The 15,480-nt window shown below is 71.2% G+C and carries 12 protein-coding genes and 2 pseudogenes; 6 read left to right on the top strand and 8 right to left on the bottom strand.

Annotated elements, in window-relative coordinates:
* Window positions 1-85 precede the first annotated feature (85 nt).
* Window positions 86-1,375, bottom strand: coding sequence for an extracellular solute-binding protein (locus ABD946_RS36545; protein ID WP_345290014.1), 1,290 nt, complete (start codon window positions 1,373-1,375; stop codon window positions 86-88).
* Window positions 1,376-1,711: 336 nt separating this feature from the next.
* Between ABD946_RS36545 and ABD946_RS36540 the strand changes: the two genes are divergently transcribed.
* The 4 genes from ABD946_RS36540 (at window position 1,712) to ABD946_RS36525 (ending at window position 5,470) form a co-directional block, all read left to right on the top strand.
* Window positions 1,712-2,506: a GntR family transcriptional regulator gene (locus tag ABD946_RS36540; RefSeq protein WP_345290013.1), complete on the top strand. Its 795-nt coding sequence runs from the start codon at window positions 1,712-1,714 to the stop codon at window positions 2,504-2,506.
* Window positions 2,507-2,681: 175 nt separating this feature from the next.
* Window positions 2,682-2,966, top strand: coding sequence for a DUF3311 domain-containing protein (locus tag ABD946_RS36535; RefSeq protein WP_345290011.1), 285 nt, complete (start codon window positions 2,682-2,684; stop codon window positions 2,964-2,966).
* Entirely contained in the window at window positions 2,963-4,603 is a 1,641-nt protein-coding gene (gene mctP, locus ABD946_RS36530; protein WP_345290010.1) for a monocarboxylate uptake permease MctP, read from the top strand. The genes ABD946_RS36535 and mctP overlap by 4 nt, the downstream gene beginning before the upstream one ends.
* A 114-nt stretch (window positions 4,604-4,717) precedes the next feature.
* Window positions 4,718-5,470: a histidine phosphatase family protein gene (locus tag ABD946_RS36525; protein WP_345290009.1), complete on the top strand. Its 753-nt coding sequence runs from the start codon at window positions 4,718-4,720 to the stop codon at window positions 5,468-5,470.
* Between the two features lie 46 nt (window positions 5,471-5,516).
* Here the strand turns inward: ABD946_RS36525 and ABD946_RS36520 are convergent, their stop codons facing one another.
* A complete protein-coding gene (locus tag ABD946_RS36520; RefSeq protein WP_345290008.1) occupies window positions 5,517-6,461 on the bottom strand; it encodes a helix-turn-helix domain-containing protein in 945 nt (314 codons plus the stop codon).
* A 384-nt stretch (window positions 6,462-6,845) separates the two neighbouring features.
* Between ABD946_RS36520 and ABD946_RS36515 the strand changes: the two genes are divergently transcribed.
* Both ABD946_RS36515 and ABD946_RS36510 read left to right on the top strand, forming a co-directional pair.
* Window positions 6,846-7,265: a GNAT family N-acetyltransferase gene (locus tag ABD946_RS36515; protein WP_345290007.1), complete on the top strand. Its 420-nt coding sequence runs from the start codon at window positions 6,846-6,848 to the stop codon at window positions 7,263-7,265.
* Window positions 7,266-7,554: 289 nt separating this feature from the next.
* Entirely contained in the window at window positions 7,555-9,558 is a 2,004-nt protein-coding gene (locus ABD946_RS36510) for an SGNH/GDSL hydrolase family protein (RefSeq protein WP_345290006.1), read from the top strand.
* A 7-nt stretch (window positions 9,559-9,565) separates the two neighbouring features.
* On the opposite strand, the gene ABD946_RS36505 is transcribed toward ABD946_RS36510, so the two are convergent.
* The 6 genes and pseudogenes from ABD946_RS36505 to ABD946_RS36485 form a co-directional block, all read right to left on the bottom strand.
* Window positions 9,566-10,819, bottom strand: a complete 1,254-nt coding sequence (locus tag ABD946_RS36505) for a glycoside hydrolase family 113 (RefSeq protein WP_345290005.1) — start codon at window positions 10,817-10,819, stop codon at window positions 9,566-9,568.
* A gap of 17 nt (window positions 10,820-10,836) precedes the next feature.
* Complete coding sequence (locus ABD946_RS36500; protein ID WP_345290004.1) at window positions 10,837-12,261, bottom strand: glycosyltransferase family 2 protein; 1,425 nt, start codon at window positions 12,259-12,261, stop codon at window positions 10,837-10,839.
* Window positions 12,262-12,298: 37 nt separating this feature from the next.
* Window positions 12,299-12,994 (bottom strand): hypothetical protein, encoded by a 696-nt coding sequence (locus ABD946_RS36495; RefSeq protein ID WP_345290003.1) that lies wholly within the window; start codon window positions 12,992-12,994, stop codon window positions 12,299-12,301.
* A 102-nt stretch (window positions 12,995-13,096) separates the two neighbouring features.
* Window positions 13,097-13,612: pseudogene (locus ABD946_RS36490) on the bottom strand (glycosyl hydrolase); the annotation flags it as partial.
* 43 nt (window positions 13,613-13,655) lie between these two features.
* Window positions 13,656-13,775: pseudogene (locus ABD946_RS43200) on the bottom strand (hypothetical protein); the annotation flags it as partial.
* A gap of 65 nt (window positions 13,776-13,840) precedes the next feature.
* Window positions 13,841-13,987 carry a hypothetical protein gene (locus ABD946_RS36485; RefSeq protein WP_345290002.1) on the bottom strand — a complete coding sequence of 49 codons (147 nt, stop codon included), beginning with the start codon at window positions 13,985-13,987 and terminating at the stop codon, window positions 13,841-13,843.
* Window positions 13,988-15,480: the final 1,493 nt, after the last annotated feature.

Raw genomic sequence — 15,480 nt, 5'->3', positions numbered from 1 at the left:
CTGGTCGTGCATGGAGATGGGGGCCTCACGGCCGTGGCCCGCCGGCCCCCTCGGTTGCTGAGGGGGCCGACGGGCTGACGGGTGATCAGGCCTTGTTGATGACGGCGTCGATCGCGGTGTCCGCGTCCTTCGCGGCGGCCTCGACCGTCTTCTTGCCCTGGGCGATGTCCTGCAGGGCGTTCTGCAGGATGTTCGCCTTCTCGACCTGCAGCCAGCCCGGCGCGGTCGGGACGAACCAGCTGATCTCGGCCGCGGTGGCGGTGGCCGCGGTCTTCGGGTCGGCCTTCAGGGGGCCGAGCTGGGTCTTGTTGTTCGGCAGGTTGCCGGCCTTGATCAGGCTCTCCTGCGCCTTGGTGTTGGTGAAGGCGTTGATCCACTCGGCGGCGGCGGTCTTGGCCTTCGACTTCACCGGGACGGCGAGGTCCGAACCACCCAGGAAGGTGGAGAGGTTCTTGCCGGACGGGCCGGGCATCACGAAGGAGACCAGGTTGTCCTTGAGCTTGCCACCGGTCTTGTCGAACTTCGGGTCGGCGGCGGAGCCACCCTCCCAGCCGGCGCCGTAGATCATGTTGGACTGGCCCAGGCCGTAGACGATGTAGCGGTCCGCGTCGTCCTTGGTCAGGTCGCCCTTCATGTACTTGCCGACGGCGTCCTTCCACGCGGTCAGACCCTTGATCGCCTCCGGGGAGGAGAGCGAGGCCTTCCACTTGTCGCCGTCCTGCTTGGCGATGGCGCCACCGGCGTCGGCCACGAAGGACATCGCGGCGTACCAGTCACGGGACGGCTGGTACCAGGCGGAGAACTTGTCGCCCTGCTTGGCCTGGATCTTGTCCAGCGCCGCGGTGAGCTCGGCGTAGGTGGTCGGCGCGGCGGTCACGCCGGCGTCGGCGGCGATGTCCTTGCGCCAGGTGGCCACGCGGGCACCGGCGTAGTAGGGGACACCGTAGGTCTTGCCGTTGTACGTGGCGGAGGCCTTGAGGCCGTCGAGCCAGGCGGAGCTGTTCTCGAACTTCGCGACGTCCAGCGGGGCCAGCGCGCCCTTGATCATGTAGGGCAGCATCTCGGTGTTGCCCATCTCGACGACGTCCGGCACCGAGTCGGTGGCGAGGACGGAGTCGAACTTGGTGTTCTTGTCCTTCCAGCCGTAGTACTCGTGGTTGACCTTGATGCCGGGGTACTTCGCGACGATCGCGTCGTCGGCGGCCTTGACCAGCTCCGGCCAGTTCTGCTGGGCGTCGACGGTCAGCCACACGGTGAGGCTGGTGGGGGCGGCCTCCGCCTTGTCGCCGCCGGCGGGCTTGGAGTCCGAACCACAAGCCGCGAGACCGACGACCATTGCTGCGACGCCGACCGCCGCGATGAGCTGACGCTTCACGCCATCCTCCTGAGGGATGCCCGGGTTGCCCCCACCGGGGGCAGGCGACATACCCGTGCATTTCGGCAGGAATGGTGTCGCGAACCCTTGGGACGGGGTTGGGGAATTCAGAGTTGGTCTCAGTGGTGTAGACCAGATGTCTGGAGCTTGGCCTAGACCAATGGGCGTGTCAACGGCTCCCCGAGCAAACCGGACCACCCGTTATCAAGCCGACACCGCTCATCGTTCATCGTGTGATGAGCTCCCCGTTGACAGGCCATACGTGCAACGATGTGTGCCGTTAACGGACGAGGCGGGGCCTGGGAAGGCGCCGCCAGGAGCGGGAGATACGGCCGAATGAGCAGCGACGGGGGCACCACGGCCCAGGTGACCGAACCCGAGGCCCAGAGCCTGCCGACGCAGTCGGCGGCCGACCCGACCGCGCGCGTCCCCAAGTACTACGGACTCAAGCGCCACCTGCTCCAGCTCACCGAGACCCAGCCGGCCGGCACCCCCGTCCCGCCGGAGCGCGCGCTGGCCGCCCAGTTCGACACCTCCCGCACCACCGTCCGCCAGGCCCTGCAGGAGCTGGTGGTCGAGGGCCGGCTGGAGCGCATCCAGGGCAAGGGCACCTTCGTGGCCAAGCCCAAGGTCGCCCAGGCCCTCCAGCTCACCTCCTACACGGAGGACATGCGGGCCCAGGGCCTGGAGCCCACCTCCCGCCTGATCGAGATCGGCTACATCAGCGCCGACGACCGGCTGGCCCCGCTCCTGGACATCAAGCCCGGCGGCCGGGTGCTGCGGATCGAGCGCCTGCGCCTCGCCAACGGCGACCCGATGGCGATCGAGGTGGCCCACCTCTCCGCCAAGCGCTTCCCCGCCCTGCGGCGCAACCTCGCCAAGCACAACTCCCTCTACACCGCACTGCGCGAGGTCTACGGCGTCACCGTCGCCGAGGCCGAGGAGACCATCGAGACCACCCTGGCCGACCCGCGCGAGGCCGGCCTGCTCGGCTCCGACCTCGGACTGCCGATGCTCCAGCTCTCCCGGCACTCCTTCGACGCCGAGGGCGCCCCGGTCGAATGGGTCCGCTCGATCTACCGCGGCGACCGCTACAAGTTCATCACCAGGCTCCAGCGACCCGCCTCCTGACGGAGTAGGAGCGGTTCCGTCCGCTATCCGAAAAGTTCCCACCGGGGTGGTGACACGCGTCACGCCAGGGCCCAAGATGGCGCCTGACAGTCGATCACCCGGGTGCTGCTCGGCGGGCGTGCGGATACCCGTGCGTTGCGGCGCATGAGGTGACCCCTCATCAGGAGCCGCTTACATGTCGTCAGAAAGCACTGGGGCGCGGCAGCTCCCGGTGGTCACCCCCGCGCGGGTGCTCGCCGGGATCTGCCTGCTGCTGCCCGTCGTCGCGATGCTCTGGGTGTCCTCGTACACCAAGGCCACCCCCGAGATCGCCGGGGTGCCGTTCTTCTACTGGTACCAGCTGGCCTGGGTGCCGCTCTCGGCGGTCTTCACCGTCGCGGCCTACCTGCTGCTGCGCCGTGACGAGCAGGCCCGCAAGGCCGCCGCGGGGCCCTCCTTCGAGAAGGGTGCGTCCGCATGAGCCACACCGGGGTCAACTGGACCGCGCTGACGGTCTTCCTGCTGTTCTTCGTCCTGGTCACCGTGATGGGCTTCCTGGCCTCGCGCTGGCGCCGGGCCGACGACGCGCTGCACCTGGACGAGTGGGGCCTCGGCGGCCGCAGCTTCGGCACCTGGGTCACCTGGTTCCTGCTCGGCGGCGACCTCTACACCGCCTACACCTTCGTGGCCGTCCCGGCGCTGGTCTACGGCGCGGGCGCGGCGGGCTTCTTCGCGGTGCCCTACACGATCGTGGCCTACCCGCTGGTCTTCCTCTTCCTCCCCCGGCTCTGGTCGGTCTCCCGGGTGCACGGCTACGTCACCCCGGCGGACTTCGTGAAGGGCCGGTACGGCTCCAAGGGCCTGTCGCTGGTGGTCGCCCTCACCGGCATCCTGGCCACCATGCCGTACATCGCGCTCCAGCTGGTCGGCATCCAGGCGGTGCTGGACGTGCTCGGGGTCGGCGGCAGCGCGGACGCCAACTGGTTCGTCAAGGACCTGCCGCTCTTCCTGGCCTTCGCGGTGCTGGCCGCGTACACCTACTCCTCGGGCCTGCGCGCCCCGGCGCTGATCGCCTTCGTCAAGGACACCCTGGTGTACCTGGTGATCATCGTCGCGGTGATCTACATCCCGATGCGGCTCGGCGGCTACGGCGCCATCTTCGACTCGGCGGCGCAGAAGTTCTCCACCGTCAACCCGGCCACCGGCAAGCCGGTCGGCTCGCTGATCACCGGCCCCAAGGCGCAGTGGACGTACGCGACCCTGGCCTTCGGCTCGGCGCTGGCGCTCTTCATGTACCCGCACTCGGTGACCGGCGTGCTGGCCTCCAAGTCCCGCAACACGGTGCGCCGGAACATGGCCATCATGCCCGCCTACTCGCTGATGCTCGGGCTGCTCGCGCTGCTCGGCTTCATGGCCATCGCGGCGGGCGTCGGCAAGGGCGTGAAGGGCTTCAACCCGCAGCTCTCGGTGCCGCAGCTGTTCGAGAACATGTTCCCGGACTGGTTCACCGGCGTGGCCTTCGCCGCGATCGGCATCGGCGCGCTGGTCCCGGCCGCCATCATGTCGATCGCCGCGGCCAACCTCTTCACCCGCAACATCTACAAGGAGTACCTGAAGCCCGGCGCCACCCCGGCGGACGAGACCAAGGTCGCCAAGATCGCCTCGCTGCTGGTGAAGGTCGGCGCGCTGGCCTTCGTGCTGCTGATGGACAAGCAGTTCGCCATCAACCTCCAGCTGCTGGGCGGCATCTGGATCCTGCAGACCTTCGTCTCCATCGTCGGCGGCCTGTTCACCCGGTGGTTCCACCGTTGGGCGCTGCTGGCGGGCTGGGCGGCCGGCATGGTCTACGGCACCTGGAAGGCCTACGGGGTCTCCTCCGCCGCCACCAAGCACTTCGGCGGCAGCTCGGCCGAGATCCCCGGCGTCGGCGAGATCGGCTACATCGGTCTGACCGCCTTCGTGCTCAACGTGCTGGTCGCCGTGGTGCTCACCCTGGTGTTCAAGGCCCTCAAGGCCCCCGAGGGCGTCGACGAGACCAGCAAGTCCGACTACACCGCCGAGGCCCCGAAGCCGGCCAGCGGTGCGCCCGAGGCCCCGGAGCCCGTCGCGGCGCACTGACGGCGCCACGGCGCACCGATCCGTGACGCGCGCGCCCTGTGATCGCGCCGTCTTCCCGGTCAACACTGGGAGGACGGCGCGATCATTTGGTAGTACGACCAACGGGGAGATCACGTGGACCACAGCAGCATCACCGTCCTCAACGGGCACCGCACCGACAGCGGCGAGGGCCGGCGAACCCCCCTGCCCTCGCTGCTGATCGCCACCAGACACGGCGAGTCGACCGCCAACATCGAGTTCCAGCTGGCCGCCGAGACGGGCGCGATGGCCGTCCCGATCACCTGCCGGGACGCCGACATCCCGCTCTCGCTGCACGGCCAGGCCCAGGCCCAGGCGCTCGGCCGCTGGTGGGCCGCCCTGCCCCCGGCCGACCGGCCCCGCTCGGTCTGGTGCTCGCCGTACGTGCGCACCGCCGAGACCGCCCGGATCGCGCTGGCCCAGGCGGGGGGCCTGGGCGCGGTGCCGGTCGGGCTGACGGTCCGCCACGACGAGCGGCTGCGCGACCGCGAGCTGGGCGTGCTGGAGATGCTCACCCCGGCCGCGATCGAGAAGGAGCACCCGGCCGAGGCGGCCCGCCGCCGCAAGATGGGCGAGCTCTACTACCGCCCGCCCGGCGGCGAGTCCTTCCTGGACGTCGCGCTGCGGGTGCGCAGCCTGCTGCGCGACCTGGCCGAGGAGGAGGACGGCCGCCCGGTGCTGGTGGTCTCGCACGACTGTCCGGTGCTGATGATGCGCTACGTGCTCGACCGCCTGACGGAGCGCCAGCTGCTGGACCTCGCACCGGTGGCCAACTGCTCGGCCGGCGTCTGGCGCGCCCACGGCGGCCGCCTGGCGCCGGAGCTCTGGAACTCCACCGACCACCTCTGAGGCCCGCCGGGCCCCGCCGGGCCCCGCCGGGCCTCTCCGGGCGCCGTCAGCCGAAGGCCCTCCGGTAGGCCTGCGGGGTGGTGCCGAGCCACCGGGTGAAGTGGTGCCGGAGGGTGGCCGCGTTGCCGAAGCCGCAGGACGCGGCCACCGTCTCCACCGGGTCGTTGGTGCCCTCCAGCAGACGCTGGGCCAGCAGCAGCCGCTGGTTGGTGAGCCAGCGGTGCGGGGTGGTGCCGGTCTCCTGCTGGAAGCGGCGGGCGAAGGTGCGCGGCGACATGTGGGCCCGGGCGGCGAGCTGTTCCACCGTCAGTTCGCCGTCCAGGTGGCGGCGCAGCCAGTCCAGCAGGCCGCCGAGCGAGTCCTCGTCGCAGTCGGGAAGCGGCCGGTTGACGAACTGCGCCTGCCCGCCGTCCCGGTGCGGGGCGACCACCATCCGGCGGGCGATCCCGCGCGCCACCTCGGGCCCCTGGAGCTTGCGGACCAGGTGCAGGCAGGCGTCGATCCCGGCCGCCGTCCCGGCCGAGGTGATCACCGGATCCTCGTCCACGTAGAGCACGTCCGGCTCGACCCGGGTGAGCGGGAAGCGCTCGGCCAGCCGGGCGGTGTGCTTCCAGTGGGTGGTGGAGCGCCGGCCGTCCAGCAGTCCGGCGGCGCCGAGCAGGAACGCGCCGCTGCAGATCGACAGCACGCGGGCGCCGCGCTCGGCGGCGGCCCGGAGGGCCTCGATCAGCGCCGCCGGGTACTCGTCCCGGACGTGGGTGGCGGCGGCGATCACCAGATCGGCCTCGGCCAGCTTCTCCGGCCCGTGCTCCACCTCGATCCGGTACCCGGCGTGGGTGCGCAGCAGCCCGGGGGCCTCCCCGGCGACCGCGAACTCGTAGACCGGCAGGCCGTCCTCACCCCGGTCCAGACCGAACACCTCGGAGGCCACCCCGAGTTCGAAGGGGTGGACCTCCTCCAGCACCACCGTGACCACGTTGCGCAGCGTCATGGGACCAGCCTGCCCGATGGCAGGATATCGACGCAATGGGTCATTCCTGCCACTCGTGGCGGCCCGCGCCCGGCGGGAGAGTGGAGCCATGGACACCTCGACGCTCCACAGCGCCCTCGCCCTCGCCGCCGTGACCGGCGCGTTCGCCCTGCTCGGCTGCTGATCGGCCGCGACCTGGCCGAACCTCCCGCCACGGGCGCGACAACTGGCACCGCCACCGGCGGCTATCCGCGCGAGGCCGAACCGGGCGCGGCGCTACGCGGCACCCTGCCCGCCCCCTCGGACCCGAGCTCCGGCAGACTGACCGGATGGACATCGTCATCCGACCGGCCGTCGAGGCCGACCTCGAGGCCGTCGGCCGCATCACCCACCAGTCCTTCGTCGGTGACGGCCACAGCCCGGCCGACGGCCCCTACGCCTCCCAACTCCTCGACGCGCGCGCCCCGGTTCGAGCAGGCCGAGCTCCTCGTCGCGGCCGACCAGGGCGACGGGCAGCTGCTCGGCTGCGTGACCTTCGCGGCCGGCGGCACCCCGTTCGCCGACATCGCCGGGCCGCACGAGGGCGAGATCCGGATGCTGGCGGTCTCCGGCGCCGCCCGCGGCCGCGGCGTCGGCGAACTGCTGGTCCGCGCCGCGATGGCCCGCAGCCGGGAGCTCGGGCTGACCGGGATGGCCTTCTCCACCCGCTCGTCGATGACCGCGGCCCACCGCCTCTACGAGCGGCTCGGCTTCGCCCGCACCCCGGAGCGCGACTGGGAGGTCCGCCCCGGCGTGGTGCTGCTGACCTACGGCCTGACGTTCTGACCGGTCCGGCCCCCAGGGCCGGTGAAGCCGCCCGCCGACGCCGCACTATGCTCGGACGGCCGTGGAGTGCAGCCTCCACCGCCCGAGGACCAGGACAGCTAGGGGGATCAATGCGGGGACATGCCGCACAACGGCACGCCCGTACCGGCGTACACCCTGCAGGACATGCGGGAGGCCCGGGGGTCGGCCGTCGTCCCCGGCCGGAGCCGGTACCGCCGTCGACCTCCCGCTCCCCCTCCCGTACGACCCGGCCGCGGCGGCAGCCGGGTCGGCCGGCCGCTACCAGGCGGTGGACGGGCTGCGCGGCCTGGCCGTCCTGTCGGTGCTGCTCTACCACACCAACTGGTTCGAGCGCGGGCTGTTCGGCGTCGACGCGTTCTTCGTCCTGTCCGGCTTCCTGGTCACCCTGCTGCTGGTGCGGGAGCTCCACGACAGCGGCCGAATAGCCCTCGGCCGGTTCTACCGCCGACGGGTCAAGCAGCTGCTGCCGGGACTGCTCGTCACCCTGCTGCTGGTGGTGGCCCTGGCCCTGCTGACCAGTCCGCTGCACGAGGTCCGGCGCCTGCGGCCCGAGGCGCTCGCCGCGCTGGGCCAGGCGGCCAACTGGGCCCAGCTCCACCGGGGTGGCGCGTACTGGGACCACTACGCCCAGATCGACCCGCTGGCGGCGATGTGGTCGCTCGGCATCACCGCGCAGTTCTACCTCGTCTGGCCGGTCCTGCTGGTCGGCGTCCTCCTGCTGTGCCGCCGGTCGGTGCCGGCCGCCGGTGCGCTCACCCTGCTGCTGTGCGCCGGTGCCGCGGCGGTGGCACCGCTGCGCTGGGACGGCGGCAACAGCGACCGGCTCTACCTCGGGACCGACGGCCGGGCGGTGGCCTTCCTGGCCGGCGCCACCGCCGCCCTCCTGGTGCACCAGTGGCAGCGCCGCACGCACCGGACGCGGCGCGGCGGCGGCTCCTCCACCGGCCTCACGGTGGTGCTCACCGTCCTGGGGACGGCCGCGCTCGCCGGGCTGGTCTGGCTGAGCGTCATCACCACCTCGTACCACCAGCCCTGGCTGTACCGGGACGCCGGGCTCGCCGCGGTCGCCGTCCTGGTGGCCGTGCTGACGGTCTGTCTGTGCCACGACCGCGGCCCGCTGGTCCGGGTGTTCTCGTTCGCCCCGCTGGCGGCCACCGGACGGATCTCCTACGGCCTCTTCCTGCTGCACCTGCCGGTGTACTGGGTGCTCCAGCAGCACACCGACAACGCCGGCCCGGCCGTGCTGCTCGGCTTCGGCGGCGCGGTCTCCTGGCTGGCCGCCTGGTTCCTGCACGGCTTCACCGACCGGATCCGCAAGGCCGAGTGGCGAATCGGCCGGGCAGTGCCGCTGATCACCGCGGCCGCCGTGGCCGCCGGCGCCGGCGCCTGGTACCTGCCCCAGGTCTTCGAGGCCCGGACGCGTCCGGGCGGCGGGCCCGTGGTGCTGGCGCTGGGCGACTCGCTGGCGCAGGACCTGGCCGCCTCGGTCCAGCAGTACGGCAGCCGGTACACGGTGGTCGACGGCGGGATCAGCGGCTGCGGCCTGTTCGGCCCGGACTCCGTCCGGGTCGCCTCCGGGCAGGAGCTGCGGACCAGCGAGGAGTGCCGGGACCGGGAGACCCGCTGGCGCGAGCAGCTGGCCGGGGCGGCGCCGACCGCCGTGGTGATCCACGTGGGTTGGGACGCCACCGAGCAGAACACCGGCGGCGCCCGGCTCTCGCCCTGCGCCCCGGAGTACCGGGAGCTCTACTACCCGCGGCTCCAGGCCGCGGTGGACCTGGTCCGCAAGCAGGCCCCCGCCGCCAAGGTGCTGCTGATGAACGAGCGCATCTGGAACGGTGCGATCAACCTCAGGTGGGGCTCCTGCTACAACCGCCACGTCGAGGACTTCGTCCAGGCCTCCGACGGCGCCGTCCAGCTCCTCGACCTGGAGAAGCTGCTCTGCCCCCGGGGCGCCTGCGACGCCACCGACGAGAACGGCTCGCTGCTCAACCCCCGCGGCAGCGGCACCTACCTGGCGCCCGCCGGCAAGCGGCTGGTCGGCCCCTGGCTGACGGAGCAGCTGGACCTGGCCCTGACCGCCCCGGCGGCCGAGCCCGCGGCCACGCCCGAGCCCACCGCCGCGCCCTCACCGACGGCCCCCGGGCCGAGCCCGTCCCCCTCGCCCTCGGCCTCGGCCACCCGCAAGCCCGGCGGGCCGAGCACCCGGCCGCCGACCACCCGGCCGTCCGGCTCCCGGACGGCCACCGCGACCAGCCGGCCGACCGGCTGACGGAAGGTCAGCCCTGCTTCTCGGGTACCTGGTAGGTGCCCGAGAAGCAGTCCCGGATGGCCTGTTCGGAGGACGGGCGGCCGGCGAACTCCATCCGCGGGGTCTTCTCGTTCGCCGCCTTGCCCGGGTCCGTCCCGAAGTACGCGGACCAGAAGTAGACGCCGCCCAGCTTGCGTTCGGCCGCCACCTGGCAGACCGCGGTGAACCACGCGGGCTGCGCCCTGTCGTTGCTCGCCCGGACGGTGTAGAAGTCACCGGGCGTCTGGAAGGCGCCCTGCTGGGCCGGGATGCCCACCTCGGTGAGGGTGGTGCCGGGCAGCGGACCCTTGCCCTTCTTGTCCAGCCAGGAGTTCCAGGACGCCACCAGTTCGGAGACCGGGGCGTCGTCCCCGGCCTTCTTCGCCGGGAAGTAGGCGTCCACGCCGATCTCCTCGGCGGGCACGCCGATCGGACCCTTCACGTAGTTGTCCCAATTGGCGTCGTAGCCCACCCGACCGTGGTAGAGCGTCTTGGCCTGCTCGATGAGCGGCTGCCAACGCGCGTCCCCCTCCAGCGAGTTGAACTCCGTGCCGATGGTGAATCCGGCGGCCCGGTGCTCCTCCGCCATCTTCAGGTACGGCTTCAGCAGCTTGGTGTACGCGGCGAACCACTTGTTCCGGTCGGACGGCTCGATGCTCCCCCGCCAGTCCCCCTGCGGCGACTGGAGCGCGCCCTCGTCGAGGATCGGCCGCACCACCGTGCGCAGTCCGGCCCGGTGCGCGGCGTCGATCAGCAGGGCCACCCGGTCCGGGGAGGGCGTGGTCGGCTCGACCGACAGCAGGTTCGAGGTCTTGCCCTTGGTGTAGAAGGGGAAGGAGACCGACATCGAGTTGGCGTTCAGCCCGACCACGTACCGCACGATCCGGTCGGCCTTGCCCTGCACGTAGTTGTCCGGGTCGGCCGGGTCGTCGAGCCAGTAGACCTGCACCCCCCACTCCGGGCTCCCGGGCTGCCACGGCTTGGCCACCTTCGGCCCGCGGTAGGTCTCGGCCGGGTCCGGGCTCGGGGCGGCCTTGCCGCCCTGCACGGTGGCGGCGGCGGACGGCACTACGGGGGCGGCGGACGGACCACCGGTCACCGCGCCCGGCTCCGGCACGACCTGCTTCGCCGCGACCGGCACCGCGTGGTCGAACTGGATCGGGTGGTCGCCGAAGACCAGCGGGACGGCGACGGTGGCTCCGACGATCACGACCGGGGCGACGAAGATGATGTGACGCTTCACTGTGGGTCCTAGGCCGGTCAGGCGGGCTTGGCGATGACGACGAACTTGTTCTCCTCGCGCCGCAGGAACTTGATCAGCCCCCGCAGTCCGCCCCAGCCCTCCAGGAAGGAGAACACCGGGATGAGGGCGACGATCGCCATCGGCTCCCACCACTTGCGGCGGTGCTGGGCCGAGGAGATCACGTTGAGCCGCAGCCCCTCCCAGTAGGTCCAGATCACGTAGGCGAAGTTCACCGCCCAGATGAAGACCACGGACTGGGTCACCGGCGAGGTGTTCATGGTGCCGGTGAACCAGGCGAGCAGCATGACCAGCCCGACGTGCTGGAGCGGCCCCAGCACCCAGCTCACCATGCCGATCCCGATGAAGATCCGGAACCGCCGCGGGATGGTCGGGTTGAAGCAGAGGGCGACCAGCCCCCAGGCCCACCGCTCGCGCTGCTTCAGGAAGTCCTTCACCCCGGCCGGGGAGGCCCCGTAGCAGCGGCCGTTGAACCAGTCGCTGCGGCCCGGGTAGCGGATGCAGAAGTTCAGCGCGTGCTGGGCGTCCTCGACGATGGTGTCCGGGCCGAAGTCCCAGCCGATGGTGGCCTCGACCGACGCCCGCATCAGCAGCAGCTCACCGTGCACGCCGGCGGTCGGCGTGCCGGTGCCGGTCATCGCCCGGAAGCGCGCGATGTCGTCCGCCGGGCGGATCGCGTCGGCGAGCCAGGTGAAGGTGTTGACCGCGTTCTCGCGCGGGTACGTCAGGATCCCCTGCGCCATGTGCTTCGCGTCGTCGCCGGCCCGGCGCTGACGGTTGACGAACTGGGCGGTGGCCGCGGCGGTGTCCGGCCCGACACCGGTGTCGTCGTCCATGTGCAGGACCCAGACGTCGTCCTCGGCCTCGCCCTCGGCGATCCGCAGCTCGTGCGAGTAGTGGTTCGCCCGGGCCTTGAACTTGGTGCCGTTGGGCGTCTGGTAGGCCTTCGGCACGGTGACCACCCGGATCAGCGGGTTCCGCTCCGCGAGCCGGTCGATCTTCTCCCCGGCCTCGCAGCCCTCCTCGGTGAGGATGTCCACCCGCATCCAGGGGAAGAAGGGCGGCAGGTGGTCCACGTACGAGAGCACCGAGCGCTCGAGCGCCGGGTAGGTGTCGTGCCGGCCGATGGTCGGCACCAGCACGATCAGGTAGTCGTCCTCGGCCGGGGCCGGCGGCACCATCTGGCTCACCTTGCGCAGGCGCCGACGGACCATCAGCACGCCCTGGAAGCCGATCATGACGCCGATGATCGGCATCGACCAGACGATGGTGATCACCCAGCCGAGCAGCGTCGGGTTCGGCACGAAGGCCCAGAGCGAGAAGCCGAAGATGACCAGGAACGAGACGTAGAACGGCAGGAGTCCCGGCTTCCAGTCCTGGTGCCGTTCCGCCAGTCGCTGCGCCTCACGGGATATCGTGCCCACGGGCCGCACAGGTGCTGTCGTCATCTCCAACTACGTTTCACTCGGCGGGACTTCGGCCGGGCGCCGGCTGCCCGAGCGGGTACTCGTCCGGCTCCGGCCGGTACGGGGCGGCCGGTGGGGCCTGCTGGACCCACCCCTGCTCCGGCACGGCCTGCGCGGGGGCGGCCTGGACCGGAGGCCGGCCCGGGGCCGGCCCCGGGAAACCGTACCCCGACTGCGGCGGCGACCCGAACTGCGGTGCGGGGCGCATCGGTTCCTCGACCCGCCGCTGCTGGTCGGCGAGGAGGAACGAGCGGCCCAGCACGACCACCAGACCGGCCGTGACCAGGAGGCCCACCGCGAAGGTCGACAGCTTGAGCCAGCCCTCGACGGTCCCGGTGAACCACTCGCGCTGCGGGGCGTCGAGCAGCGCGCCGGTCAGGCTGCGCAGCCGGTTGTACCCCTCCACCAGGGCGACGCCCATCACCACGCCCCGGGCCCAGTACCGCCCGCCGAGGATCAGCCAGGCCGAAACCAGGTAGACCACCGCGTAGTTGAGGTTGTTGGTCTCGGCCTGCGAGGAGCCGTCACTGACGCCGTAGTAGAAGATCCCCTGGACGAAGGTGACGAAGCCCACCTGCCCGAAGCAGTTGTACGCCGCCCAGATCAGCAGGATCGCGCCCCAGCCGCCCGCCACCACGGCGGCCGGCCGGACGTGCCGCCCGGCGTATCCGAGCTCGGTCGCGTAGGACACCGGTTGCCCCCCTGGTGATGGCCGGTCAAATGCGGCTAGCCTGCCACACCGTTCCGACGCCGTTGACACCGGGTTCGGTCGCCCGGGCGATCGTTATGAAACTCAGTCCAAGTGCAGCGCCGACCAGTCCTGGTTCGCCCCGAAACGCCCCGACCCGCCGGTGATCGCCAACGGGCTGTTGTAGGTGTCCTTGACGTCGGACAGTCGGTTCACCACCGGCCCGGGGCTGACGTTCCGTTCGGTGAGCGACTGCCCCCACACCGTCCACATCGTCCACGGGGTCTGCGCGAGCGTGTCCTGCTGACGGGAGTTCACCGGAACGGCGAACGACTCGGCCAGCACCCGGGGCTTGCGGTACGCCGAGAGGCCGTCGTAGTAGCGCTTGGTCCACAGCTCGCCGGTGCCGATCGGGTCGGTCGGGCTGCCGCTGTAGTCGTCCACCCCGACCACGTCGACGTACCCCTCGCCCGGGTAGTAGTCCCAGGGCTCGACGCCCGGGGCACCGTCCCAGGAGACCGGGGTCCAGACGAAGATCAGGTTGTGCAGCCCCCGGGTCTCCACCAGGTACCGGTAGGTGATCGTCCAGAGCTTCTTGAAGTCGGCGCCGGTCTGCCCGGACCACCAGAAAACTGCGCTGGCAGTCCTGGTTGTTCATCTCGTGGTACGGCCGGAAGAGCACCGGGACGTCGTGCGCGGCCAGGTACTCCAGGTGGTCCGCGAGGAAGCGCAGGTCCTCCATCAGGGCCTTGTTCTCGCGGGTGCCGCCCGCCTGGTCGACCACCCGGCCGAACCACTTCGGGTCGGTCGTCCGGGGGGAGCTGCGGCAGAGCACGTTCTCGAAGGACTTCACCGGGGCACCGGGTACGGCTCGTGGAAGGACATGCCGACCATCCCGGCCGGGGCGCCGCCGTTGTCCGGCAGGGCCGTGGTGCTGCCGTCGCAGTTGCGCTGCGCGCCGCCCTCACCGGTCCCGTAACTGCCGTCCGCCCGCACGGGGGTAGCCCGACCAGACCGCCTTCAGCAGGTCCACCGCGTCGTCGGTGTACTGCCACTTGGCCTCGCAGGACGGCCAGCGCCCGGCCGAGTAGCTCCGCTCGTTGCCGACCCCCCAGGTCGACTGCCCGTACCCCGGCCCCAGGTCCGTCTCGACGAACCCCGGCAGCTTGCCGGTGATGTCGGCCGCCTTCTTGTAGTAGTAGCCGGCCGGCTTGGAGCCGGCGAAGTCGCCCGTAGGAGGTGTTGTAGAGCTCGTTCTGCAGCTCCACGTGCTGCCCGATGACCGTGCCGCGCGGCTTGCCCGAGCGGGCGGCCTGCTCCAGGTCGGCCAGCATCTGGAAGACCGCCCGGGCGTTGGGCGAAGCGGCCGGGTCGCGCTTGAGCAGGTCCTTGCCCAGGTCGGCCGGGACCGGACGCGGCGTCGGGGACGAGCCTCTCGACCGACAGCGCAGGCTGGCAATCCACTCGATCGAGCCCACGTTGACCCGCCCTCGTCCGGTGACCCGAGCACCTACCCAGTCCACAGGTGACAGTCCCCTTACCGCTAGACACCGTCTACCCTAAGACCTCGTAGGTCGGCACATCGTGGCAGGGTGCTCCCCGCGCGTCCCGGTGCGACGGGCGGACAGGACCTTTGGTGATGCGGGCCGCGCAAGCCGTTCGCCCGGCCGCGAGAGAGGTGCCCACCCGGGCACGCCAGAGCCCGGCGTGCACCGAAAACGCGAAATTGCCGGTCGAGAATCATCTCGAACCCCCCCGGCACTTTCGCGATGCCCCGAACGGGACCTACTATGCTGTGGTTTTGGCTGAGGGGGGACTTTGAACCCCCACGCCCGATAAACGGCGCATAGCACCTCAAAGCTAGCGGCGTTCTGACCATTCACGCATCCGGACCTAGGTGTCTGAGTTCCTCGAGGCGGTGCGTGTTCCCCCGTTCGACACCGAGAACATTACCAGGCTCCGAGGGTGGTCTCAGACACGTTTGCGCCGGTTCCAGGGTGCGCACGGGGGTCTATCCCGGAGGGCACATCATCACACGAACGGACAGTCTCCCGCGGATGGACTGGGGCTCTGGTGGGTGCCCGCGTTCTCGGCAGGGCGGAACGAGGGCACGGAGGCGGGGACGGGATTCCCGGTCGGAGAGGCTCGGGCGTTGGTCGCGGGGGTTTCGGGGCGCCATTGGTGCTGTGCTGGGTGGTGGGTTGCTGACTCGTGAGGCGGCCGAGCCTGTTCCGGGCCTGCCTTACACTGGCGTTCGCGACCCTGACGGGCGTACATGCGTTCAGGGTGGCTGCTACTGATCGGGGGCACGGCAGGGCTCGCCGGCCAACCCGCCGGTTTGCTGGCGCGGAACGCGCCACCTACTTCTGCCTGCCTGGGGGCCTCACGCGTCGCAGGCGCTGAAACATCGCGGCGGCGCGGTGATTGATCGTCCGCCGGACGGGGCAGGCGGAGGGGCTGACGGCTCGTTCGCGCGCGCTGCAGTTCCG

The organism is Kitasatospora albolonga (assembly GCF_039535905.1).
Classification (GTDB): domain Bacteria; phylum Actinomycetota; class Actinomycetes; order Streptomycetales; family Streptomycetaceae; genus Kitasatospora; species Kitasatospora albolonga.
This window is presented reverse-complemented; position numbering and strand designations above follow the sequence as displayed.